Origin of the sequence: Pseudomonas sp. BF-B-15, assembly GCF_019946675.1 — a bacterium.
Lineage (GTDB): Bacteria > Pseudomonadota > Gammaproteobacteria > Pseudomonadales > Pseudomonadaceae > Aquipseudomonas > Aquipseudomonas migulae.
The window spans coordinates 57,960-80,760 of record NZ_JAGYFZ010000018.1 but is presented as its reverse complement, the minus strand read 5'-3'; the positions used below and the strand labels follow the sequence as shown (position 1 = coordinate 80,760).

General features: G+C 59.0%; 22 protein-coding genes. 12 read left to right on the top strand and 10 right to left on the bottom strand.

The window, feature by feature from the left end:
- The first annotated feature begins 35 nt into the window (after positions 1 to 35).
- Positions 36 to 1,937, top strand: a complete 1,902-nt coding sequence (gene quiC, locus KGA97_RS08670) for a 3-dehydroshikimate dehydratase QuiC (RefSeq protein WP_223480588.1) — start codon at positions 36 to 38, stop codon at positions 1,935 to 1,937.
- 102 nt (positions 1,938 to 2,039) lie between these two features.
- Positions 2,040 to 2,717, top strand: coding sequence for a TetR family transcriptional regulator (locus KGA97_RS08665; protein WP_008028922.1), 678 nt, complete (start codon positions 2,040 to 2,042; stop codon positions 2,715 to 2,717).
- 95 nt (positions 2,718 to 2,812) lie between these two features.
- On the opposite strand, the gene KGA97_RS08660 is transcribed toward KGA97_RS08665, so the two are convergent.
- From KGA97_RS08660 to KGA97_RS08650, 3 genes are all read right to left on the bottom strand, one after another.
- Entirely contained in the window at positions 2,813 to 3,667 is an 855-nt protein-coding gene (locus KGA97_RS08660) for a shikimate dehydrogenase (RefSeq protein WP_223480587.1), read from the bottom strand.
- A 5-nt stretch (positions 3,668 to 3,672) separates the two neighbouring features.
- Positions 3,673 to 4,113, bottom strand: a complete 441-nt coding sequence (gene aroQ / locus KGA97_RS08655) for a type II 3-dehydroquinate dehydratase (protein WP_008028918.1) — start codon at positions 4,111 to 4,113, stop codon at positions 3,673 to 3,675.
- 140 nt (positions 4,114 to 4,253) lie between these two features.
- Positions 4,254 to 5,165 (bottom strand): LysR family transcriptional regulator, encoded by a 912-nt coding sequence (locus KGA97_RS08650; protein ID WP_008028916.1) that lies wholly within the window; start codon positions 5,163 to 5,165, stop codon positions 4,254 to 4,256.
- Positions 5,166 to 5,380: 215 nt separating this feature from the next.
- Here KGA97_RS08650 and KGA97_RS08645 point away from each other — a divergent pair, with 215 nt between their 5' ends.
- Both KGA97_RS08645 and KGA97_RS08640 read left to right on the top strand, forming a co-directional pair.
- Positions 5,381 to 5,809 carry a DUF4160 domain-containing protein gene (locus KGA97_RS08645; protein WP_192418910.1) on the top strand — a complete coding sequence of 143 codons (429 nt, stop codon included), beginning with the start codon at positions 5,381 to 5,383 and terminating at the stop codon, positions 5,807 to 5,809.
- A complete protein-coding gene (locus tag KGA97_RS08640; protein WP_223480586.1) occupies positions 5,806 to 6,252 on the top strand; it encodes a DUF2442 domain-containing protein in 447 nt (148 codons plus the stop codon). Before KGA97_RS08645 ends, KGA97_RS08640 begins: the two co-directional genes overlap by 4 nt.
- 54 nt (positions 6,253 to 6,306) lie before the next feature.
- Here KGA97_RS08640 and trmA read toward each other — a convergent pair whose 3' ends face one another.
- On the bottom strand, positions 6,307 to 7,386 hold the full coding sequence (trmA, locus tag KGA97_RS08635; protein WP_223480585.1) for a tRNA (uridine(54)-C5)-methyltransferase TrmA: 1,080 nt from the start codon (positions 7,384 to 7,386) through the stop codon (positions 6,307 to 6,309).
- The gene (locus KGA97_RS08630) at positions 7,383 to 8,678 is read right to left on the bottom strand and encodes an NCS2 family permease (RefSeq protein ID WP_008028910.1); all 1,296 of its coding nucleotides are present in this window, start codon (positions 8,676 to 8,678) and stop codon (positions 7,383 to 7,385) included. Before KGA97_RS08630 ends, trmA begins: the two co-directional genes overlap by 4 nt.
- A 222-nt stretch (positions 8,679 to 8,900) precedes the next feature.
- On the opposite strand from KGA97_RS08630, the gene KGA97_RS08625 reads away from it, so the two are divergent.
- On the top strand, positions 8,901 to 9,347 hold the full coding sequence (locus KGA97_RS08625) for a DUF4879 domain-containing protein (RefSeq protein ID WP_207285510.1): 447 nt from the start codon (positions 8,901 to 8,903) through the stop codon (positions 9,345 to 9,347).
- A gap of 66 nt (positions 9,348 to 9,413) precedes the next feature.
- On the top strand, positions 9,414 to 9,965 hold the full coding sequence (locus tag KGA97_RS08620; RefSeq protein ID WP_008028906.1) for a DJ-1 family glyoxalase III: 552 nt from the start codon (positions 9,414 to 9,416) through the stop codon (positions 9,963 to 9,965).
- 6 nt (positions 9,966 to 9,971) lie between these two features.
- On the opposite strand, the gene KGA97_RS08615 is transcribed toward KGA97_RS08620, so the two are convergent.
- The gene (locus tag KGA97_RS08615) at positions 9,972 to 11,210 is read right to left on the bottom strand and encodes an MFS transporter (RefSeq protein WP_223480584.1); all 1,239 of its coding nucleotides are present in this window, start codon (positions 11,208 to 11,210) and stop codon (positions 9,972 to 9,974) included.
- A gap of 485 nt (positions 11,211 to 11,695) precedes the next feature.
- On the opposite strand from KGA97_RS08615, the gene KGA97_RS08610 reads away from it, so the two are divergent.
- The 3 genes from KGA97_RS08610 (at position 11,696) to KGA97_RS08600 (ending at position 14,392) form a co-directional block, all read left to right on the top strand.
- Positions 11,696 to 13,138, top strand: coding sequence for a cytochrome ubiquinol oxidase subunit I (locus KGA97_RS08610; protein WP_008040295.1), 1,443 nt, complete (start codon positions 11,696 to 11,698; stop codon positions 13,136 to 13,138).
- A 3-nt stretch (positions 13,139 to 13,141) separates the two neighbouring features.
- Complete coding sequence (gene cydB, locus KGA97_RS08605; protein ID WP_008028900.1) at positions 13,142 to 14,149, top strand: cytochrome d ubiquinol oxidase subunit II; 1,008 nt, start codon at positions 13,142 to 13,144, stop codon at positions 14,147 to 14,149.
- Positions 14,150 to 14,224: 75 nt separating this feature from the next.
- A complete protein-coding gene (locus KGA97_RS08600; RefSeq protein ID WP_008028899.1) occupies positions 14,225 to 14,392 on the top strand; it encodes a DUF2474 domain-containing protein in 168 nt (55 codons plus the stop codon).
- 78 nt (positions 14,393 to 14,470) lie between these two features.
- Here KGA97_RS08600 and KGA97_RS08595 read toward each other — a convergent pair whose 3' ends face one another.
- Both KGA97_RS08595 and KGA97_RS08590 read right to left on the bottom strand, forming a co-directional pair.
- Complete coding sequence (locus KGA97_RS08595) at positions 14,471 to 15,595, bottom strand: methyltransferase (protein ID WP_223480583.1); 1,125 nt, start codon at positions 15,593 to 15,595, stop codon at positions 14,471 to 14,473.
- 150 nt (positions 15,596 to 15,745) lie between these two features.
- Positions 15,746 to 16,477 carry a helix-turn-helix transcriptional regulator gene (locus KGA97_RS08590; protein WP_223480589.1) on the bottom strand — a complete coding sequence of 244 codons (732 nt, stop codon included), beginning with the start codon at positions 16,475 to 16,477 and terminating at the stop codon, positions 15,746 to 15,748.
- A 336-nt stretch (positions 16,478 to 16,813) separates the two neighbouring features.
- Here KGA97_RS08590 and KGA97_RS08585 point away from each other — a divergent pair, with 336 nt between their 5' ends.
- Complete coding sequence (locus KGA97_RS08585; RefSeq protein WP_008040319.1) at positions 16,814 to 17,590, top strand: ferredoxin--NADP reductase; 777 nt, start codon at positions 16,814 to 16,816, stop codon at positions 17,588 to 17,590.
- A 43-nt stretch (positions 17,591 to 17,633) separates the two neighbouring features.
- Here KGA97_RS08585 and mscL read toward each other — a convergent pair whose 3' ends face one another.
- Positions 17,634 to 18,050 (bottom strand): large-conductance mechanosensitive channel protein MscL, encoded by a 417-nt coding sequence (gene mscL / locus KGA97_RS08580; RefSeq protein WP_008040320.1) that lies wholly within the window; start codon positions 18,048 to 18,050, stop codon positions 17,634 to 17,636.
- Between the two features lie 657 nt (positions 18,051 to 18,707).
- On the opposite strand from mscL, the gene radA reads away from it, so the two are divergent.
- The gene (radA, locus tag KGA97_RS08575; protein WP_008028888.1) at positions 18,708 to 20,075 is read left to right on the top strand and encodes a DNA repair protein RadA; all 1,368 of its coding nucleotides are present in this window, start codon (positions 18,708 to 18,710) and stop codon (positions 20,073 to 20,075) included.
- Between the two features lie 132 nt (positions 20,076 to 20,207).
- On the opposite strand, the gene KGA97_RS08570 is transcribed toward radA, so the two are convergent.
- Complete coding sequence (locus tag KGA97_RS08570) at positions 20,208 to 20,576, bottom strand: PilZ domain-containing protein (protein WP_223480582.1); 369 nt, start codon at positions 20,574 to 20,576, stop codon at positions 20,208 to 20,210.
- A gap of 158 nt (positions 20,577 to 20,734) precedes the next feature.
- Between KGA97_RS08570 and KGA97_RS08565 the strand changes: the two genes are divergently transcribed.
- On the top strand, positions 20,735 to 22,801 hold the full coding sequence (locus tag KGA97_RS08565; RefSeq protein WP_008040323.1) for a carbon starvation CstA family protein: 2,067 nt from the start codon (positions 20,735 to 20,737) through the stop codon (positions 22,799 to 22,801).

Below are 22,801 nucleotides of genomic sequence, written 5' to 3'. Positions count from 1 at the left end.
CTAACAAGACAGTCTCCACCACCGGGAGTCGAAACATGCAGCGTTCCATTGCCACCGTGTCCTTGAGCGGTACCCTGCCGGAAAAACTCGAAGCCATTGCCGCCGCCGGTTTCGACGGGGTGGAGATTTTCGAGAACGACCTGCTCTATTACGACGGCAGTCCTCGGGAAATTAAACAGATGTGCGCCGATCTCGGGATCGCCATCACGCTGTTTCAACCGTTCCGCGATTTCGAAGGCTGCCGCCGCGACCGCCTGCCGCGCAATCTGGAGCGGGCCGAGCGCAAGTTCGACCTGATGCAGGAACTGGGCACTGACCTGGTGCTGGTGTGCAGCAACGCTTCCGCCGATTCCGTGGGTGATGAGCAAATCCTCATCGACGACTTGCGCCTGTTGGCCGAACACGCCGGTGCGCGTGGCCTGCGAATCGGTTACGAGGCGTTGGCCTGGGGCCGGCACGTCAATACCTGGCAGCAGGTATGGAACATCGTTCGCCAGGCGGACCACCCAAGTCTGGGCGTGTTGCTGGACAGTTTCCACACGTTGTCGCTCAAGGGCGATCCGAGTGCCATCGCCGACATTCCCGGCGAGAAAATTTTCTTCGTGCAAATGGCTGACGCGCCGATCCTGGCCATGGACGTGCTGGAATGGAGCCGGCATTTCCGCTGCTTCCCGGGCCAGGGCGAATTCGATTTGCCGGGGTTCCTCGCGCCGATCATCAAAAGTGGCTACACCGGGCCGTTGTCGCTCGAGATCTTCAACGACGGCTTCCGCGCCGCACCGCCACGGGCCAACGCCGCCGATGGTTTGCGTTCGTTGCTGTACCTGGAAGAGAAGACCCGCGAGCGACTGGCGCAGGAAACCAAACCTGCGGCCAGCCCGGACATTCTGTTCGAGACGCCGAAGGCCAGTGAATACAACGGCATCGAATTTCTTGAGTTCGCCGTGGACGAAAGCCTCGGCGCCAGGCTTTCTCATTGGCTGGAGCGGCTGGGCTTCGTCAAGGCCGGTCAACACCGTTCAAAAAGCGTGAGCCTGATGCGTCAGGGCGACATCAACCTGATTCTCAACTCCGAGCCCTACTCGTTTGCCCACAGCTTTTTCGAAGCGCATGGCCCGTCGCTTTGCGCCACTGCGGTGCGGGTCAATGACAGCGCCAGCGCGCTGGCCCGGGCCGTGGCTTACAAAGGTCAGCCTTATCGCGGACTGGTCGGCCCCAATGAGCTGGAACTGGCTGCGGTGCGCGCGCCGGATGGCAGCCTGATTTACCTGGTGGACCAGGACGCCGACGTCTACGGCACCGACTTCAATCTGCAACCGACGGAAACGGCCAGCGGTGGCCTCAAGCGCATCGACCACATGGCCATGGCGTTGCCGGCCGACAGCCTCGACAGTTGGGTGCTGTTCTACAAAAGCCTGCTGGATTTCGAAGCCGATGACGAAGTGGTGCTGCCCGATCCGTATGGTCTGGTAAAGAGCCGGGCACTGCGTAGCCGCGACAGTTCGATCCGCTTGCCGCTGAACATTTCCGAGAACCGCAACACCGCGATCTCACACGCGCTGTCGAGTTATCGCGGCTCCGGTGTGCATCACATCGCGTTTGACTGCGACGATATCTTTGCCGAAGTCCGTCGGGCCAAGGAGGCGGGCGTACCGCTGCTGGATATCCCGCTCAACTATTACGATGACCTGGCGGCGCGGTTCGATTTCGACGACGAATTCCTCAGCGAACTGGCTTATTACAACGTGCTCTACGACCGCGATGCCCAGGGCGGTGAGCTGTTCCACGTTTACACCGAGCCGTTCGAAGGGCGGTTCTTCTTTGAAATCATCCAGCGCAAGAACGGCTATGCCGGTTACGGCGCGGCCAACGTGGCGGTGCGGCTGGCGGCGATGGCTAAATCCCGCAGCGGCGCCGTTCGTCAGGCGAAGTTGTAGCAATTTCGTAAACGCGAGGTTAAACCGCTGCCGCGCGGCTTCCTTCACTGTGCCGTGCGGCTCATAATCGCCAGCCTGTGCAGTGATGGCCGTGAGCCCGCAATGACAATGACATCAGAACTCTCCGTAGCGCCCGACGAACCCTTGGCCGAGCCACGCAAGAGTCGCAAGAACAACCCGGAAAAGACCCGCGAGAACATTCTTCAAGAGGCCATTGTAGAGTTCGTCCAGCAGGGGCTTTCCGGCGCTCGCGTCGATGCGATCGCCGAGCGTATCCACACCTCCAAACGCATGATCTATTACTACTTCGGCAGTAAGGAACAGCTCTACATCGAGGTGCTGGAGAAGCTCTACGGCGATATCCGCAGCACCGAAAACCGCCTGCACCTGGCCGAACTGGCGCCGGTGGAGGCGATTCGGCGGCTGGTGGAGTTCACCTTCGATCACCATGATCGCAATGTCGATTTCGTGCGCATCGTCAGCATCGAGAACATTCACAACGCCGAATTCGTGAAGCGCTCCGATGCGATCAAGGCGATGAACAACACCATTCTTGATTCACTGGGCGTGATATTGCGTCGCGGGGCTGAAGAGGGTGTGTTCCGGGCGGGGCTTGAGCCCCTGGATGTGCATCTGTTGATCAGTTCGTTCTGCTTCTATCGCGTGTCGAACCGCCATACGTTTGGTGAGATTTTTCAGATCGACCTGCCGGACGAAAGCATCAAGCAGCGTCATCGAGAGATGATTTGCGAGTCGGTGTTGCGATACCTGCAGGCCTGACGCGTATTTGTAGGAGCCGGCTTGCCGGCGATGGCGTACTCAAGGGCGCCATCGCCGGAACGCCGCCCGCAGCAAGCCGGCTCCTACAATTTGCGTTAACCATTCATGCTTTGAAAATGCGCCAGCATTCGCTGTGCATCCGGCACCACGCCGCTGAACAATTCAAACGCCTTCACCGCCTGAAACACCGCCATGTTGCCGCCATCCAGTGTGCGGCATCCCAAGGCGCGGGCGTTGCGCAGCAGTTCGGTTTCCAGTGGGAAGTACACGATTTCCGCCACCCACAACTGTGGCCTTAGCAACTCCACCGGGACCGGCATGCCAGGCAGTTTTTTCATGCCCATGGGCGTGGTGTTTACCAGACCGTCAGCCTGAGCCAGCGTGTTCGGCAAATCATGACCCGCCACGGCTCGGCCAGCGCCGAAATGCTGATTGAGATTGTCCGCCAGACTCTGCGCGCGACTGATTTCCACATCGAAAATGCTCAGCCGCTGTACGCCTTCGCTCAATAGCGCGTGGGCCACCGCCGCACCGGCACCACCGGCGCCCATCTGGACGACACGCTCAAGGGCAACGCCCTGCAAGCCACGGCGAAAACCTTCGGCAAAACCCAGGCAATCGGTGTTGTGGCCGATGCGTCTGCCGTCCTTCAACACCACCGTGTTCACCGCGCCGATACCGCGGGCTTCCGGCGACAATTCGTCAAGCAGGGGGATGATCGACTGCTTGCACGGAAAGGTGATGTTCAGACCGGTGAAGTTCATACGTTCCGCCGCCATCAACAGGTCGGGCAGGGCGCTGCTGTCGAGTTTCAACTGATCTAGATCGATCAGGCGGTAGAGGTAACGCACACCCTGGGCGTCGCCTTCATGTTCATGCAGTGCGGGCGTACGGGACGCCTGAATGCCGGCGCCGATCAGCCCGGCCAGTACCGCGTTGTTCTGAGTCACGGCGTTCACCCTTTCAAGCGCAGGCTGAAATGCTCCAGCGCCAGGCGATAGCCGTGGCTGCCGAAACCGGCCATTACTGCGGTGGCAATGGCTGAAACAAAGGAGTGGTGGCGGAAAGGTTCACGAGCATGGACGTTGGACAGGTGGACTTCGATCACCGGCAATTCGCTGGCGACCAGGGCGTCACGAATGGCGACCGAGGTGTGGGTCCAGGCTGCGGGGTTGATGACGATCCCGGCGCAACGGCCGCGGGCGGCGTGAATCCAGTCGAGCAGTTCGCCTTCATGGTTGGTCTGGCGAAACTCCACCGCCAGGCCGAACTCTTCGGCGGCCCGGCCGCACAACGCTGCGATATCCGCCAGGGTTTCGTGGCCGTAAGTTGCCGGTTCACGGGTGCCGAGCAGGTTCAGGTTCGGGCCGTTGAGCACCAGAACGATAGGGTTCATCAGGGTCTCTCCACATATTATTTTTGGCATGGGCTGTTGTTCCAGCCTGTGGAGATAAATTGTACTAGATGGTTAATTTGGTCAATTGAACAGGCGCCGAGACGGAGGTTTGTGTGCGGTGATCGGACGGTTTCGGCATCTCAACGCGGCAAATGCTCGATCAGAAAATCAATAAACGCCCGTAATCGCAGAGGCACATGGCGGCTTTGCGGGTAAAGCAGGGTGAATGGTCGTGACCGTCCGCCGTAAGGTTTGAGGATTTCCACCAGCGAGCCATCGGCCAGCTCTTTTTCGACGATAAAACGATAGGTCTGGAATAGACCCGCCCCATGTTTGGCCAGGGTCACACCGCCCAGCACGTCGTCGGAACAACTGAGATCGCCCTCGGCGAGGATTTCGCGCTGCACGCCATCGTCGTTGAACAGCCAGGCAATCCGCCGACCGCTGCTGGGCAAATCGTACTGGATGCATTCATGATTTTTCAGGTCGTCCAGGGTTTGCGGCGTGCCCGCGCGCTTCAGGTAATCGGGGCTGGCGATCATCACCAATTGCGCGTCCTCCAGTTGCCGGGCGATCAGCCCGGAATCCGGAATCGCCCGCACGCGGATGGCCAGGTCATAGCCTTCACCGACGAAATCGATGTTGCGATTGCTGATGTGCGACTCGACTTTCACCTGCGGAAAACGCTCCCGAAACGCCGGCAGCAACGGCAGGATCCGGTGATGTGCATACGTCGTGGGAATACTGATGCGCAAGGTGCCGGAAGGCTCTTGCTGCTGGCCCATCACCTCGCGCTGAGCCTCGACCAATTGCGCCAGCGCCTGACGACATTCTTCGTAATAGCGGCGCCCGCTATCCGTCAGTTTGACGCTGCGAGTGGTGCGCGCGAACAGCCGCACGCCCAGGCGTTCCTCCATGCGCGACACGGACCGACTCACCGCTGCCGGCGTCACGCCAGCGACCAGCGCGGCGGCGGTAAAACTGCCAGCTTCAGCGGCGAGGCAAAACAGTTCGATGCTGCCGAGCTGAAGATCGTCGAATGTTCGCTGCATGATTGATTACACCGGGGATCAAATGAAGGACTTGATGCAGTGTTTATCAAATTGCGGAAAGGATTGCTTACCATTTTTGCAGCGTATCGCCACGCCCGATGCGAGTTGGAACGCTAGCCTCAAGTTCGGGCGATAAGGTGAAGGCTTGCACCGGTTATCGGATTTTCAAGGGAATGACGGGTCATTGGGCTCAATAACCTAACGGATGGGTTAGCATGAAATTGTTCAGCTACAAAGGGCTTTCAATGGTGATCATGTTGCGCGATGAACACTGCCCACCGCATACGCATGTAGACGCCGGAGCCTGGAGCGCACGCTTCAAGTTCTGCTTTTGGCACAACGGCGTCGAGCTGTGGGATGTGGTGCCTCATTCCAACCGGCCACCTGCCGCCGTGCTGGAAGGCTTGCGTCACGCACTCCGACAGCCTGCTCATTTGCGTCGTGCCCGTAAGATCTGGTGGGAAAAGCTGCACACGGTCTGCCTCAATCATCAGATATGGGACTGGCAGACCAGCGAAGTCGCCGTGGTGAAAAGGATTGCCAGTGCGACCAACATGATTTATTCGGCTTGCTATGAGCCCGAGACGAACAAGACCTTGCTGGCGCTGTTTGGCGTTTCGGAGGGTGTGGAGATCAAGTTATGAAATCGATAGAGGCGAAAACACTGGCGGATCGGCCTGTGACAGAGACCGCGCTGGATACGGCTATCCGTCGTGGGCAAGTGCGCCACAAAGCTGGTTTGCACGTGACGGCCGTGTTCTATGTGGAGCCGTGTCTGGCAGTCAGTTTCGTTGATGGCAGTGGCGTGCTGCTGCCGGTGCAGCACTATCCGGAGTTCGATGGATTCGAGGTCGAGGATTTCGCCGACCTGAAAGTCGGTTTTTCCGGAACCGCCCTCTGCCATGAGGGCAAGGATTTGCATGTATCCATCGCTGGCATGATCTCGGCGAGCAAGCCGCTGATGGACATGGCCGCCTCGGTCATCGCTTCGCGCAATGGTCGCCAAAGCAGCGCCGCCAAAGCGGAGGCGGCGCGAGCCAATGGTCGCAAGGGCGGACGTCCGCGCAAACCAGAAATCACCGAATGAGCACGCACAAAAAAGCCGTCGAAATGACGGCTGTTTTGTATCGCTCAGCAGCAATCAACGACGGGTCAACAACACCCCGGATTCCATGTGATGAGTCCACGGGAACTGGTCGAACATTGCGCATTGGGTAATGCGGTGGGTGTCGTGCAACTGGGCGATGTTGGCCGCGAGGGTTTCCGGGTTGCAGGAGATGTACAGGATATTGTCGAAGCGTCGGGTCAACTCGCAGGTGTCCGGGTCCATGCCGGCGCGAGGCGGGTCGACGAAGACGCTGCCGAACTCGTAGCTCTTGAGGTCGATGCCGTGCAGGCGACGGAACGGGCGAACTTCGTTCAGGGCTTCGGTCAGCTCTTCAGCGGACAGGCGCACCAGCGTGACGTTATCCACCGCGTTTTCGCTGAGGTTGCTCAGCGCTGCGTTGACTGAGGTCTTGCTGATCTCGGTGGCCAGCACTTTGCGTACGCGGGTCGCGAGCGGCAGCGTGAAGTTGCCGTTGCCGCAATACAGCTCCAACAGATCGTCGGGACGATCGCCGAGTGCGTCAAAAGCCCAGTTCAACATCTTCTGGTTCACGGTGCCGTTGGGCTGAGTGAACGCGCCTTCCGGCTGGCGGTAGCTGAACGTGCGGCCACCGACTTCAAGTTTTTCGACGACGTAATCGTGGCCGATGACTTCGCGTTTGCCCTTGGAGCGACCGATCACGCTGACGTTCAAGTCGGCTGCCAGCTTCGATGCCGCCGCGTGCCAGTGTTCATCCAGCGGGCGGTGATAGCACAGGGTAATCATCGCATCGCCGGCCAGGGTGGTCAGGAACTCCACCTGGAACAGCTTGTGGCTCAGGGCCGCACTGGCTTTCCACGCGGCCTTGAGCTGCGGCATCAGTTGATTGATGCGCAGGCTGGCAATCGGGAACTCTTCGATCAGGATCGGCGTGCGTTTGTCTTCCTGGGAAAACATCGCGTAGTGACGCTCGCCGGCTTCACGCCACAGGCGGAATTCGGCACGCAGGCGGAAGTTCTTCAGCGGCGAGTCAAATACGGCTGGCTCAGGCGCATCGAACGGGGCCAGCAGGTCGCGCAGGCGCGAGACCTTTTCTTCGAGCTGAACGGTGTAAGCCTGGGAATCAAAAGTCATGCGTTGAACCAACCCAACTTGATCACAAACAGAATCGACAGAATCACCAGCGCCGGGTTCAGCTCACGGCCGCGACCGGACAGCAGCTTGATGGCGGTCCAGGAAATGAAACCGAAGGCGATGCCGTTGGCGATGGAGTAAGTGAATGGCATGGCCAGCGCAGTGACCACGACCGGTGCGGCAACGGTGATGTCGTCCCAGTCTATTTCGGCCAGGCCGGAAGTCATCAGGACTGCGACGAACAGCAGTGCCGGCGCCGTGGCAAATGCCGGAACACTGGCGGCCAGTGGCGAGAAGAACAGCGCCAGCAGGAACAGGATCGCCACCACAATGGCCGTCAGACCGGTGCGGCCACCGGCGCTCACGCCCGCTGCGGATTCGATGTAACTGGTGGTGGTCGACGTACCCAGCAACGAACCGGCCATGGCCGCGGTGCTGTCCGCGATCAGCGCGCGGCCCATTTTCGGCATGTGGCCGTCCTTGCCCATCAGGCCGGCGCGTTTGGCGACGCCGATCAGGGTGCCGGAGTTGTCGAACAGGTCGACGAACAGGAAGGCGAAGATCACGCTGACCAGACCGATGTCCAGTGCACCCTTGATGTCCAGTTGCAGGAAGGTCGGCGCCAGCGATGGCGGCATCGACATCACGCCTCCGAACGGGGTGAAACCGAGGGCAATCGACGCAATGGTCACGACCAGAATCCCGATCAGCACCGCACCGCGCACGGCGAGGGCTTCAAGGGCAACGATCAGGGCAAAACCCAGGGTGGCGAGGATCGGTGCCGGTTGTTTCAGGTCACCGAGGCCGACCATGGTCGCCGGATTGCTGACCACGATGCCGGCGTTGTGCAGGGCGATCAGCGCCAGGAACAGGCCGATACCGGCAGCAATCGCCGAACGCAGCGGCAGCGGGATGCTGTTGATGATCCATTCCCGGATGCGGAAGATCGACAGCAGGAAGAAGCACACTGCCGAGATGAATACCGCGCCCAGCGCCACTTGCCAGGTGTGGCCCATGTGCAGGACCACGGTGTAGGTAAAGAAGGCGTTCAGGCCCATGCCCGGTGCGAGGGCGATCGGGTAGTTGGCGATCAGGCCCATGGTCGTGGAGCCGATGGCGGCTGCCAGACAGGTGGCGACAAACACCGCACCTTTGTCCATGCCGGTCTCGCCGAGGATGCTCGGGTTGACGAACAGAATGTAGGCCATGGCCAGGAAGGTCGTGACGCCCGCAAGAATCTCGGTCCGCACGTTGGTGTTGTGTGCCTTGAGTTGAAACAGCCTTTCCAGCATGTCTGCTCCCCGTGGCGCGCCCGGCGCCGTGAATGTATCGACCTCAACAGCAAAGCACAGACCGCTGCAGGCGCCTGGTAATTTTCTGTGGGTCGGAAAAAGCCGCGCATCATACCAGCCGCGTGGGGTTGTGGCTGCTTATGGTGGTGATCGTCGTCGATGTTTTGCGTTAAAGCCAAGTGCGCCATACTGCGCGCTGGTTTTGGGGGACATGGGGATTGCATGAAAAAGCGTCTGGTTAACGTATTTGGAGTATTGATTGCCTTGATGCTGGGGGCGCAAACCGCTTCGGCTGCCTCGGCGGCACCGTTGAGCCAGGTCAAGGTGCTCAAGGTCGAGTCGCCAGCCTGCGGGTTTGAAGACATTGGCGAGGGGCAGGAGGCAACACGCTGCGATCACAGCGGGCCGAGCATCAAGATCTACGTGCTGGAAGTCGGCTATGGCCGCAAGGCGCAAGTCGGGCTGGACGGTTTCGATGTGGACGGCACCCGAACCCCGATCTGCGCCTTTGATAACGGCAACCTGACCGATTGCACCGTCGGCAGAAAAACCGTGGGCTATCTGTATGTCTTCGATCTGGCCGGCAAGCAAGAAGGCACGTTCACCTTCAGCAACACGTCCATCAATGCGCCGGGCAACACGCTGTCGACGCAGCTTTACATCAAGTAACGGCCGGCTCGAACAAGGGTCAGGAAAGCTGACTACGCTTTAAAGATCATCCTGTGGATTGCGCCCATGACCTTTAGAGCCCTGATTACCCTCGCCGAGGGCATCGATGACCTGCAAACCGTGACGCTGATCGATGTGCTGCGCCGCGCCAAGGTTGAAGTGGTGGTGGCCAGCATCGAGGGCCGGCGCATGCTCACCTGTGCCCGCGGCACCCGCGTGACGGCCGATGCAATGCTGGTGGATTTGCTGGCCCAGCCGTTCGACCTGGTCGCGCTGCCTGGCGGTGCCGTCGGCGCGCAACATCTGGCAGGCCATCAACCCTTGCAGCAATTGATCAAGGATCAGGCGGCAGCCGGCCGTCTGTTCGCCGGCATCGCCGAAGCCCCGGCCCTGGCACTTCAGGCCTTTGGCGTCCTGCGTCAACGGCGGATGACGTGCCTGCCGACCGCCAGTCATCAACTGTCGGGTTGCAACTTCGTCGACCAACCGGTGGTGGTCGACGGCAACTGCGTGACCGCTCAAGGTTCAGGCGGCGCTTTGGAGTTTGCCCTGACACTGGTGGAACAACTTTGCGGCAAGGCCATGCGTGCGACGGTGGCGGGGGAATTGGTGGTTTAACGAGTGTCAGGCCGTCGTTTCTTCCACTGGCACATGCATGCGATCCCGGTTGGCCAGGGTCGGAAACAGTTTGATCCAGACCCCGGTCACCACCAGCGTGCCGATGCCGCCCATGACCACCGCCGGCACGGTGCCGAACCAATGGGCGGTGAGACCGGATTCGAATTCGCCCAACTGGTTCGAAGCGCCGATGAACAGGCCGTTGACGGCGCTGACCCGGCCACGCATTTCATCCGGGGTTTCCAGTTGCACGAAGGACGCGCGGATCACCATGCTGATCATGTCTGCTGCGCCCAACACGACCAGCACCGCCAGCGAGAACCAGAATGAAGTGGACAGGCCGAACGCAATGGTCGCGACGCCGAATACACCGACGGCGGTGAACATCACCCGACCGACCTTGCGATCCACGGAGAACCGCGCCAGCCATAGCGACATCAGCAACGCGCCCACTGCCGGAGCCGAACGCAACAAGCCCAGGCCCCATGGCCCGGTCAGCAGAATGTCCTTGGCAAACACCGGCAGCAAGGCCGTCGCGCCGCCGAGCAGCACGGCAAACAGATCCAGAGAAATCGCCCCGAGAATATCCGGTCGGCTGCGAATGAAGCGGATACCCGCCAGCAGCGAGTCCAGGGTGGCCTTGCCTTTGTTCAACGGCGTTTGCCGCGCGGGCAGGTTGAGCATCAGCAGGCAGGCGATCACATAGAGAATCACGGTCGGGCCGTAGACCCAGACGCTGCCAAAGGCATACAGCAAGCCGCCGAGGGCCGGCGCGACGATGGTCGCCGATTGTTGGGCGGACTGTGCAGCGGCGACGGCGCGGGGGAACAGCGTGGAGGGAACGATACTTGGCAGCAGCGCCTGGGTGGTCGGCATCTCGAAGGAACGCGCGGCGCCGAGCAGAAACGCGAGGATGAAGATCATTTCCCGGGTGACATGGCCGGTGGCGCCGCCAATCGCCAGGGTCAAGGCAATCAAGGCTTGCAGCGACTGACAGATCGCCGCGACTTTGCGCCGGTCGTAGCGGTCGGCGACATGCCCGGTGTGCAACATGAACAGCACGCGCGGGGCAAACTCCACCAGGCCGACCAGGCCCAGATCCAGCACGTTACCGGTCAGTTGATAGAGGTTCCAGCCGATGGCCACGGTGAGCATCTGAAAGCCGCTGGCGGTAAACACCCGGGCCAGCCAGAACGCGATGAAAGGGCGGTGATGACGTAACAGCAAAGGCGCTTGGCTGGGCATCGGAGGCAGATCTTGAGCGAGGGGAGGCCCGAGATTATCACCAACCTGTAACCAAAAGTTGCAGAGGCGGGAAATTTAGTTAGCTAGACACCGATCCCGAAAAACCTGAAATCCCCTGTGGGAGCGAGACCGGCTTGCCGGCGAAGGCGTCGGTACATACAACCTATAAGGGACAGACAGACCGCTTTCGCGAGCAGGCTCGCTCCCACAGGAATGTGTTGCCAGCTATGACTGTGGCTATGAGGCAACCTGTCACGCGGCAAAAGACCACACCGTCCATCGCCAAAAACCGGACTACTCTTTTACCCATGCTTGATCCAGATCAAGGCCTTTGCGGAATTGATCTGGTGGCCAGATGGCCGAATTCCCTACGTGTGATGTTTGTAAAAAGAAGAACGAATTCAAATTCGCCACACTCCTATTCGTGGGGGCCGTGGGTGTAGGCCGCAAGCCTTCAGCCGGTATTACCTGACAGAGGAAGACTTATGTTCGGTTTGGAGGCGCTTGATCTCGCCCGAATTCAGTTCGCGTTCACCATCTCGTTCCACATCCTGTTCCCGGCCATCACCATTGGTCTGGCGAGTTACCTGGCGGTACTCGAAGGCCTGTGGCTGAAAACCAATAACGACACCTACCGCGATCTGTACCACTTCTGGTCGAAGATCTTTGCCGTCAACTTCGGCATGGGCGTGGTCTCCGGGCTGGTCATGGCTTATCAGTTCGGCACCAACTGGAGCCGTTTTTCGGACTTCGCCGGTTCCGTCACCGGGCCGTTGCTGACGTACGAAGTACTGACCGCGTTCTTCCTTGAAGCCGGTTTCCTTGGGGTCATGCTGTTCGGCTGGAACAAGGTCGGGCGCAATCTGCACTTCTTCGCCACGGTCATGGTCGCCATCGGCACGCTGATCTCGACTTTCTGGATTCTCGCTTCCAACAGCTGGATGCAGACCCCGCAGGGCTTCGAAATCGTTAACGGCCAGGTCATTCCAACCGACTGGCTGGCGGTGATCTTCAACCCGTCGTTCCCGTACCGCCTGATGCACATGGCGACGGCCGCGTTTGTCGCGACCGCATTCTTCGTCGGTTCCTCGGCGGCCTGGCATTTACTGCGCGGCAAGGACAACCCGGCGATCCGTACCATGCTCTCGATGGCCATGTGGATGGCCTTGATCGTCGCGCCGATTCAGGCGGTCATCGGTGACTTCCACGGTCTCAATACGTTGAAGCATCAACCGGCGAAAATCGCCGCGATCGAAGGCCACTGGGAAAACCACGGCGATGAACCGACCCCGCTGATCCTGTTCGGCTGGCCGGACATGAAAGAAGAGAGGACCAAGTTCGCCGTCGAGATTCCGTACCTGGGCAGCCTGATCCTCACGCACTCGCTGGACAAACAGGTGCCGGCGCTCAAGGAGTTTCCGCCGGAAGACCGGCCGAATTCGACCATCGTGTTCTGGTCGTTCCGGATCATGGTCGGCTTGGGCATGCTGATGATCTTTACCGGTCTGTGGAGCCTGTGGCTGCGTAAAAGCGACAAGCTGTACACCTCGCGACCGTTCCTGTACCTGGCATTGTGGATGGGGCCGTCCGGCCTGATCGCGATCCTCGCCGGTTGGTTTACCACTGAAATCGGTCGTCAGCCTTGGGTCGTCTACGGCCTGATGCGCACTGCGGATGCGTCCTCCAATCACAGCTTCATGCAGATGAGCATCACGCTGATCCTGTTCGTCGTGGTCTATTTCGCGCTGTTCGGTGCCGGTCTGGGCTACATGATGCGCCTGGTGCGCAAAGGGCCGAAGATCGACGAAGGCAAGGAAACCAACGACGGTGGTCCCGGCCAGAAACGCACACCGGCGCGTCCCCTGTCTGCGGCTGACGATGATGGCGCCGAAAACGACCACAGCCCCAGCCTGACCAAGGAGATTTGAGTCATGGGTATTGATCTTCCGCTGATCTGGGCCGTGATCATCATCTTCGGCATCATGATGTACGTGGTCATGGACGGCTTCGACCTGGGGATCGGGATTCTCTTCCCGTTCATTCCGGGCAAGACCGACCGTGACGTAATGATGAACACCGTGGCGCCGGTCTGGGACGGCAATGAGACCTGGCTGGTGCTGGGCGGTGCGGCGTTGTTCGGCGCCTTCCCGCTGGCGTATTCGGTGGTGCTCTCGGCGCTGTACCTGCCGCTGATTTTCATGCTGATCGGGCTGATCTTTCGCGGCGTGGCGTTCGAGTTCCGCTTCAAGGCCAAGGACGACAAGCGCCACCTCTGGGACAAGGCGTTCATTGGTGGCTCCATCGCTGCGACTTTCTTCCAGGGCGTCGCGCTGGGGGCGTTCATCGATGGGCTGCCGGTGGTCAACCGTCAGTTCGCCGGCGGGTCACTGGACTGGCTGACACCGTTCACGATGTTCTGCGGCGTGGCGTTGGTGGTGGCTTATGCGCTGCTCGGTTGCACTTGGCTGATCATGAAAACCGAAGGCAAGTTGCAGGAACAGATGCACAACCTGGCGCGGCCGCTGGCGTTCGTGGTGCTGGCGGTGATTGGTATCGTCAGCATCTGGACGCCACTGGCTCACGCGGAAATCGCTGCACGCTGGTTCACGTTGCCGAATCTGTTCTGGTTCCTGCCGGTGCCGATTCTGGTGTTGGTGACCATGTACGGCTTGATCCGCGCTGTGGCTCGCAATGCGCACTACACGCCGTTCCTGCTGACGCTGGTGCTGATCTTCCTCGGCTACAGCGGTCTGGGCATCAGCCTGTGGCCGAACATCGTGCCGCCGTCGATCTCGATCTGGGACGCCGCCGCACCGCCGCAAAGCCAGGGCTTCATGCTGGTCGGCACCTTGTTCATCATCCCGTTCATCCTGGGTTACACCTTCTGGAGCTACTACGTGTTCCGCGGCAAGGTCACCCATGAAGATGGTTACCACTAATCCTGTAGGAGCAAGCTTGCTCGCGATGGCGTCATCACTGACGCCATCAACCTTGAAGAGGAGGGTTGGAACGCCATGACTGGTAAACACACTTTGGAAGAAATCCAGGCCGCAGAGAAAAAGCCGCTCTGGCAGCGGCTTGGCTGGCTGGCGATGATCTGGGCCGGCAGCGTGGTAGCGCTGTTCATCGTTGCGAGCCTGATGCGCATGTTCATGAATGCCGCAGGCCTGTCGACCCACTGAATTCGCAAAATCCCATCCCGATGCCTTGCGGCACGGATTTACAACCCTCCTGCGCTGGAGGGTTTTTTTTGTCCGGGATTATTTTCGGGCTTTGAGGATCACGAACTTCGGTGTGGCCGCCACTTGTTCGACGCCACGGAACAACCGCGCCAGTTTGCTGTGATAACCCAGATGACGGTTGCCGACGATGTACAGCGCGCCGCCCACCACCAGCGCTTCGCGCGCTTGCTGGAACATCCGCCAGGCGAGGAAATCGCCCACGACTTGTTGTTGGTGAAACGGGGGGTTGCACAGCACCACGTCCAGTGACTGCGGCTCCTGCCCGGCCAGACCATCCCCGGCACGCACGATCACGTCCCGGTCACCCAGCGCCGCGCGCCAGTTTTCGGCAGCCGATTGCACGGCCATGAAGGATTCGTCCACCAGCGTGTAGTGTGCCTGCGGGTTTTGCAGAGCGCTGGCAATGGCCAAAACGCCGTTACCGCAGCCCAGATCCGCGACCCGTGCCGTGCCGAGGTTTGTCGGCAAGTGCGGCAAAAAGGCTCGGGTACCGATATCCAGCCCTTCGCGGCAGAACACATTGGCGTGGTTGAGCAGTTCAATCGCCGGCGCATCGAGCTGATAGCGAGTCGGGTAGGGCGACGTCGCGGGGGCTTTGGCTTCAGCCGTAGCCATCAACAGCCGTGCCTTTTTCACCGCCAGCGAGGCTTGAACCGGACCGATGTAGCGCTCCAGTAAATCCCCGGCGGCGCGTGGCAGATGCTTGATCATGGCGCCGGCAATCACTTGGGCGCCGGGCGCCAGTTGGCTTTGCAGACGAATCAATTGTTCCTCCAGCAAGGCCAGGGTTTTCGGTACGCGGATCAGGACCCGATCAAACGGGCCACTAAACGCTTCGCTGGCAGGCACGCGAGGCACGGCATCAAATGCCTGAGCGTTACGGATCAGATTTTTTTCCAGGCCCTGAAAGGCCAGGAACGAGTCGCCGCTGCTGGTCACTTGAACCTTGCCCGCGAGGCTGGCGGCCAATGCGCCAAAGCTGTCGTTGAGCACCAACACTCGAGTGTTCGCGCCCGGTTGTTGGTCGGCCAGATGATTGAGCAGGTATTCGTCGGCGGCATCGAACGCTTGCAGCGGTTCGTTCTGCTGTTCTGGCTGGCGGATCAGGTCGAGGCGGGCGAAGGGTGTTTCGAGCAAAGGCATGGGGCGGGGCTCTGGGTAAATCAACGGGTATCCCGCGGCCCAGGGGCGTTGTAGCGGGCGAGGCCGTCCGAGTGCACTGCGTCGTGAAGGTTCACACGTCAACACTCAGGAGGAATCGCAAATGGTACGTTACTCGCAGGTTTTAATCGATCAACGTGTCGAGGTGCTTTTGAGGTGACCGGCCTTGATCGCGGCGATGATCGCGGCAATCTTGTTGCTGACTCCGAGTTTCAAAATCACGCTTTGAATGTGGAAATGGATGGTCCGTGCGCTCAGGTTGAGAATTCGCGCGCTTTCTTCAGCCGTCTTGCCGGCTGCCGCCAGTTCCAATACGTCGATTTCCCGTGGAGATAAATGCGCAGCGGGTGGTTTCAGCATTTTCTTGGGCAGCGATTGCGCGATCAGCGCATGAAGATGACGGCACATGAATACCGAGAAACCGAGGTTTTCATACAGCTCCAGGGCCGTGATCGGGCAATGGCTCCTTGCCAGGCTCAGAATGCTGCACAGGCCGCTGTCTTCGTCATGCAGCGATTGTGACCAGCCGTGCTGCAAACCATGCGTTTCCAAGGCCTCCCACAGGGAAGGAACCTTGGAGAAAAGAGTTTCGCTCCACATAATGGGCAGCATTGAGTGATTGCAATGAGCTACTACCGGGCCCACCGAGCTTAAGTTTTTCTGTTCATAATACTTGTTCCAGATGGTTGGGTAATTGTTGTGTCGGATAGTGTTGAGCTGGTTGTTTTTTGTTTGATAAGTGGTTGAAAAAGCGAAAAATTTAAACCCGATGTTTTTCGCGAATTCAAGTGCGATCGGGTACGCGGCATCAATATGCTTCGTGCTCGATAGTTGGTTGAGTTGTGATTCCTTCCACCGCTCCATCATGTATCTCCATTTTACAATCTGCCGGGGTGCTGATTGGATCCGAAATCCTGCACGAGCCGAGTGTAGGACGAATCCTACATAAAAGTGAGATTTTTTGGCTTTACTGCGCTTTAAAAAATAAATATCAAGTTCTAATGGAGTTTTTAAAAATACGGCGGGTTTTGAATGTTGAGTTTAATTTCATTAACCGTTTTATTAACTGAATGGTACGTCAAAAAAAATCAAATACTCTTTGTAATGTTCAGGTTGATAATAAAAGGCACTACAAATCGTCGGTGTTTGTTTTCCCCGCTTTGCGGGACACTGGATGCTATCTGTTGAATGGAGCGCCCCATGACTGCCAGTGCAGAAAAATTCACGCGCCAGACCCTGCTCGACGTCAAGCCGTTGACCCCGAGCCTGTTCACCCTGCGCACGACACGGGACCCGGGCTTTCGTTTTCGTGCGGGGCAATTCGCCCGTCTGGGCGTGACCAAGGCAGACGGCAGCGTTGTGTGGCGTGCCTATTCCATGGTTTCTTCGCCTTATGACGAGTTCCTCGAATTCTTTTCCATCGTGGTGCCGGGGGGCGAGTTCACCAGTGAGCTGAGTCGGCTGGGCGTCGGCGATACGCTGCTGGTCGACCGCCAGGCCTTTGGATACCTGACGCTTGACCGCTTCATCGATGGGCGTGATCTCTGGTTGTTATCCACAGGCACGGGCGTGGCGCCGTTTCTGTCGATCCTGCAGGACTTCGAGGTCTGGGAGAAGTTCGAGCGAATCATCCTGGTCTACAGCGTGCGCGAAGCCCGGGAGCTGGCGTATCAGGAACTGATCGCGGAATTGATGCAGCGTGACTATCTGGCCGAGTACGCGCACAAGTTTCAGTACATTGCCACCGTCACCCGCGAACAGCATCCAGGTGCCTTGAATGGCCGGATCACCACCTTGATAGAGAGTGGCGAACTGGAGCGGGCGGCAGGCGTGGCACTGACGGCCGAGCATTCAAGGGGCATGCTGTGTGGCAACCCGCAGATGATCGATGACACGCGAAAACTGCTGAAACAGCGTGACATGCACTTGAGTCTCAGCCGACGCCCCGGGCACGTGGCGGTGGAAAACTACTGGTAAAAAAAACGGCGCCACGAAGGCGCCGTTTTTTATCTGCATCAGATCATTCAGGCCGATTATTCTGGGCCTTCAACAGATCGCGAATCTCACCCAACAGCTCTTCTTCCTTGGTCGGAACCGGCGGCAGGGTGGGCGCAACGGCTTCTTCGCGCTTCAAGCGATTGATGGCTTTGACGCCCATGAAAATCGCGAACGCGACGATGATGAAGTCGATCATGCTCTGGATGAATTTGCCGTACGCCAGCACCACTGCGGGGGCGTCGCCGCTGGCGGCCTTGAGCGTAATGGCGAGATCACTGAAATCCACCCCACCGATCAGCAGGCCGATTGGCGGCATGACCACGTCGCCGACAAACGACGAAACGATCTTGCCGAAGGCGGCACCGATGATGATACCGACGGCCATGTCGACCACGTTGCCTTTTACCGCGAAGGCCTTGAACTCATTTAGCACGCCCATAGGTTATTTCCTTGTTACAGATGAGGTTGGTAACGCAGTGTAAATCAGCCAAATGGTTCTTGCCCGAAACAACTGCTTACAGCGCTTGCCTGCTATCGACCGGGGCAACGGTAAAAAGTTTTCAAAATGCCATCATTGGTGCATTTATCTGCGTTTTTCAGGTGTGTGCCCGCTATCCATCTGAAGGGTGTTGTTCGTCATTCAGTCGCTTGCGCTGATCAGCGATGGAGGTGGTGGTCCTTATCAAAAGTGCGCGCGTCACAGGAGCGACTTGTTGAGTGTAATGGGAGAGTGCGTGCTATAAGTTTTACAGCGGTTAACTTCAAGTATAAGTTCCTGGTTCGGAAAATAGTGGCTGGAGAAACACAGAATGCGTGATGCCGTAAAGCCATCGATTTGATTTTCAGTATTAAACTCTTGGTTTGTTAGGTGATGTTGTACGTTAAGTTTGCAGAGTGTTAAGAGTTGTACAGCTTTGTGGGTTTTGGATTTAACGTTGGTCGAGTTATTTTGGCAGCGCGTTGTACAAGTTATGAAAGTTGCAACGCTGTCGTTGTCTCGAGAATCGAACAAGTTGCCGCCCAATTCCATTGGGCAACTCCGTCGCACTGATCCAGTCCAGCTGAGCTATCATCGCGGTTTTTGCCGGGAGTTCAGATGGCCAAGGCCAAGCGCATGTACGGCTGCACCGAGTGCGGCTCAACCTTCCCCAAGTGGGCCGGCCAGTGCGGCGAGTGCGGGGCCTGGAACACCTTGACCGAAACCATGGTCGAGAGCGGCGGTGCCGCAGCCCCCAGCGGCCGCACCGGCTGGACCGGCCAACAGGCACAAATCAAGACCCTGGCCGAAGTCAGCGTCGAAGAAATACCGCGCTTTTCCACTGCCTCCAGTGAGCTCGATCGCGTCCTGGGTGGCGGGCTGGTGGACGGTTCGGTGGTTTTGATCGGCGGTGATCCGGGCATCGGCAAATCAACCATCCTCCTGCAAACCTTGTGCAACCTCGCCAAGAGCATGCCGGCGTTGTACGTCACGGGCGAAGAGTCCCAGCAGCAAGTGGCCATGCGCGCCCGACGCCTGGGATTACCGCAGGATCAACTGCGTGTCATGACCGAAACCTGCATCGAAACCATCATAGCCACCGCCCGGGTCGAAAAGCCCAAGGTCATGGTGATCGACTCGATTCAGACGATTTTCACTGAACAGCTGCAATCGGCACCGGGCGGCGTGTCCCAGGTGCGGGAGAGCGCAGCCTTGCTGGTGCGTTATGCCAAACAGAGTGGCACAGCGATTTTCCTGGTTGGCCACGTGACGAAAGAAGGTGCGCTGGCCGGACCGCGCGTGCTGGAGCACATGGTCGATACCGTGCTGTATTTCGAGGGCGAATCCGACGGTCGCTTGCGCTTGCTGCGGGCGGTGAAGAACCGTTTTGGCGCGGTCAACGAACTGGGCGTGTTCGGCATGACCGACAAGGGTTTGAAAGAAGTCTCCAACCCTTCGGCGATTTTTCTTACTCGTGCACAGGAAGAAGTCCCGGGCAGTGTGGTCATGGCAACGTGGGAAGGGACCCGACCGATGCTGGTGGAGGTTCAGGCGTTGGTGGATGACAGCCATCTGGCCAACCCGCGTCGGGTCACGTTGGGGCTGGATCAGAACCGACTGGCGATGTTGCTGGCGGTTCTGCATCGACACGGCGGCATTCCGACCCACGACCAGGACGTGTTCCTCAACGTGGTGGGCGGCGTGAAGGTGTTGGAAACCGCTTCCGACCTGGCGCTGATGGCGGCGGTCATGTCCAGTTTGCGTAACCGGCCATTGCCCCATGACCTGCTGGTGTTCGGCGAAGTCGGTTTGTCTGGCGAAGTGCGTCCGGTGCCGAGTGGGCAGGAACGCTTGAAAGAAGCGGCCAAGCACGGCTTCAAACGGGCCATCGTGCCCAAGGGCAATGCGCCGAAGGAGTCTCCGCCGGGATTGCAGATTATTGCCGTGACCCGCCTCGAACAGGCCCTCGACGCACTCTTCGAATAACCTGCCAGATAGAACACCGATCCTGTGGGAGCGAGCCTGCTCGCGATAGCGGACTGTCAGTCAACATCATCGTTGAATGATAAACAGCTATCGCGAGCAGGCTCACTCCCACATTGGATTGGTGTCGGGTTTTCAGACTTCGATCAGGGCGCCCAATTCGCGCTCCAGCTCCTGCGGATCCCCCAGATTGAGCTCGATCAATCGCCGCAGCCGCTCGATGGATTCCAGGCTGATGTATCGGCAAGCGAATCCCAAATGGTGAGGATCGTCGTGCTTCAGTTGCACATCCATCTTGATGTCAAAGTCCTTGCTGAGATGAATGTCGACAGAAAACATCTTTTTCGGGTCGCCCAGCCACGGCTCGGGTCGCTCGATCAGTATTCCCTTGAGCGACAAGTCAATCAGCTTCACTGGCCAGATGAATTCCCCTTGGCAAAGCTCGGTTCGGGCATCGAACGCAATACGTTTGAAGCGGCGGCGATTGGCAGGGTGTTCGCTCATGGCTTATTCCTCTTAATGTCCGCTGACTATAGACCCGCATTGTCAAAGCCTGCCAGCCGACACAGGCGTCTAGACCAATGTCGGGTATGGCCTTTGCCGTCAGGAGAGCTAAACTCGGGGTGGCTGTCTTTCTTGTCCACCCTGGCTGGAATAAAAAAATGAAAAATAATAATAGCCCGCTACGCCACCTACCCTGGCTGCTGCTGGCAATCGTAGGAGCGTGCGCCCTTGGCGTAGTGGCATTGCGTCGAGGCGAGGCAATCAACGCCTTGTGGATTGTGGTCGCTGCCGTGGCCATTTATCTGGTTGCGTACCGTTATTACAGTCTGTTCATCGCTAACAACGTGATGCAACTCGATTCACGACGGGCCACCCCCGCTGTGCTCAACAATGATGGTCTGGACTACGTCCCTACCAACAAACACATCCTCTTCGGTCACCACTTCGCGGCCATTGCCGGCGCAGGGCCATTGGTCGGTCCGGTGTTGGCGGCGCAGATGGGCTACTTGCCCGGCACGCTGTGGCTGATTGCCGGCGTGGTGCTGGCCGGTGCGGTTCAGGACTTCATGGTCCTGTTCATGTCCACCCGCCGCAACGGCCGCTCCCTGGGCGACATGGTCCGTGAAGAAATGGGCCGCATCCCCGGCACCATCGCGCTGTTCGGCTGCTTCCTGATCATGATCATCATCCTCGCGGTGCTGGCGCTGATCGTCGTAAAAGCCCTGGCCGAAAGCCCGTGGGGCATTTTCACGGTGATGGCAACCATCCCGATCGCGATGTTCATGGGCATCTACATGCGCTACATCCGCCCGGGCCGCATCGGTGAGATCTCCATCGTCGGCGTGCTGTTGCTGCTGGGTTCGATCTGGCTGGGCGGGCAGATTGCCGCGGACCCGGTCTGGGCCAAAGCCTTCACCTTCACTGGCGTGCAGATCACCTGGATGCTGGTCGGTTACGGTTTCGTCGCTGCCTCTTTGCCGGTGTGGCTGATTCTGGCCCCGCGTGACTACCTGTCGACGTTCCTCAAAATCGGCACCATCATCGCACTGGCGATCGGCATCCTGGTCACCATGCCCGAGCTGAAAATGCCGGCGCTGACCCAGTTCATCGATGGCACCGGTCCGGTATGGAAAGGCGGCCTGTTCCCGTTCCTGTTCATCACCATCGCCTGTGGCGCGGTCTCGGGTTTCCACGCGCTGATCTCCTCCGGCACCACGCCAAAACTGCTGGATAACGAGGTCAACGCCCGTTACATCGGTTACGGCGGCATGTTGATGGAATCGTTCGTGGCCATCATGGCGATGGTTGCCGCTTCGGTGATCGAGCCAGGCGTGTATTTCGCCATGAACAGCCCGGCGGCCGTCGTCGGTGGTGACGTGGTCGCGGTTGCACAAACTGTCAGCAGCTGGGGTTTTGCAATTACCCCGGAAGCGCTGCAAACGGTGGCCAAGGACATCGGTGAAACCACCATCCTGGCCCGTGCCGGCGGTGCGCCGACCCTGGCGGTCGGTATCGCGCAGATCCTGCACAGTGTCCTGCCGGGTGAAAACACCATGGCGTTCTGGTACCACTTCGCGATCCTGTTCGAAGCGCTGTTCATCCTGACCGCAGTCGATGCCGGTACCCGTGCCGGTCGCTTCATGCTGCAGGACTTGCTCGGCTCCTTCGTGCCGGCGCTGAAACGCACCGAATCCTGGACCGCCAACCTGATCGCCACCGCCGGTTGTGTGGCGATGTGGGGCTGGTTGCTGTATCAGGGTGTGATCGACCCGCTGGGTGGCATCAACACCTTGTGGCCGCTGTTCGGTATCTCCAACCAGATGCTGGCCGGTATCGCGCTGATGCTCGGCACCGTCGTGCTGATCAAAATGAAACGCCAACGCTACGTCTGGGTGACCATGGTGCCAGCGGTCTGGCTGCTGATCTGCACCACCACCGCCGGCTTCATCAAGCTGTTCGACGCCAACCCGGCGATCGGCTTCCTGTCGCTGGCCAAAAAATACAGCGATGCGCTGGCCAACGGTCAGATCCTCGCCCCGGCCAAGGACATCACCCAGATGCAACACGTGATTTTCAACGCCTACACCAATGCAACGCTGACCGCGCTGTTCCTGTTCGTGGTGTTCAGTATCCTGTTCTATGCACTCAAGGTCGGCATTGCCGCCTGGGGTAAAAAAGAGCGTACGGATAAAGAATCGCCATTCCAGGCCTTGCCGGACGCGTAA